The sequence below is a fragment of the Saccharothrix sp. ST-888 genome (assembly GCF_000955975.1).
Taxonomy (GTDB): domain Bacteria; phylum Actinomycetota; class Actinomycetes; order Streptomycetales; family Streptomycetaceae; genus Kitasatospora.
The window spans coordinates 1-1,129 of sequence record NZ_JYJF01000286.1; the positions used below are offsets into that span (position 1 = coordinate 1).

1 protein-coding gene is annotated in these 1,129 nt (G+C 67.1%); it reads left to right on the forward strand.

The features are described from left to right. The coding region (locus UK12_RS32660; RefSeq protein ID WP_045306835.1) for a helix-hairpin-helix domain-containing protein at positions 1 to 1,129 on the forward strand (1,129 nt) is incomplete at both ends.

Genomic DNA, 1,129 nt, shown 5'->3' on the forward strand with positions numbered 1-1,129 from the left:
TTCCAGGCCGGCTGCCGGGAACGCGGCTACTCCGACGAGGCCATCCAGGCCGTGTGGGACGTCCTGGTGCCGTTCGCCGGCTACGCGTTCAACAAATCGCACTCCGCCGCCTACGGCCTGGTCTCGTACCAGACCGCCTATCTGAAGGCCAACTACCCGGCCGAGTACATGGCCGCACTGCTGACCTCGGTGGCCGACGACAAGGACAAGATGGCGGTCTACCTGGCCGAGTGCCGCCAGATGGGCATCAAGATCCTCTCTCCGGACGTGAACGAGTCCGTGGTCGACTTCACCGCCGTCGGCAGCGACGTCCGCTTCGGTCTGAAGGCCGTGCGCAACGTCGGCGTGCCGGTCATCGAGTCGCTGATCAAGACCCGCAAGGAGAAGGGCAAGTACGCCTCCTTCGCGGACTTCCTGGACAAGGTCGAGCTGGTCGCCTGCAACAAGCGCACCGTCGACTCGCTGATCAAGGCGGGGGCGTTCGACTCCCTCGGACACTCCCGGCTGTCGCTGAGCACGGTGCACGAGAACGCGATCGACGCGGTGACCGGGGTGAAGAAGCAGCAGGCGATCGGCCAGGACGACCTCTTCGGCGCCCTGGGCGGCGACGACACCCCGACCATCGGCCTGGACTTCGAACTCACCGAACGGGAGTGGCCGCGCAAGCAACTGCTCAGCCTGGAGCGGGAGATGCTCGGCCTGTACGTCTCCAGCCACCCGCTGGACGGCGCCGAGCACCTGCTCTCCCGCAACCGCGACGTCTCCATCGCCGAGCTCCTCGGCTCGGGCCGGACCGAGGGCGAGGTCAGGCTGGCCGGCCTGATCACCGGAGTGGACCGGCGGATCAACAAGGCGGGCAACGCGTGGGCCATCATCACGCTGGCCGACCGCGACGGCTCGGTCGAGGTGCTGTTCTTCCCCGCCACCTACAACCTGATGGCCGACCAGATGATCGAGGACAACGTGATCTCGGCCAGGGGAAGGCTCAACGAGCGCGACGGCACGCTCAGCATCTTCGGCCAGGAGATCACCACCCTGGACGTCTCCTCCGCCGAACTCGGCCGGAAACCGCCCGTGCAGATCACCGTGCCGACCGGGAAGATCACCCCGGCGCTGGTGGCCGAACTCA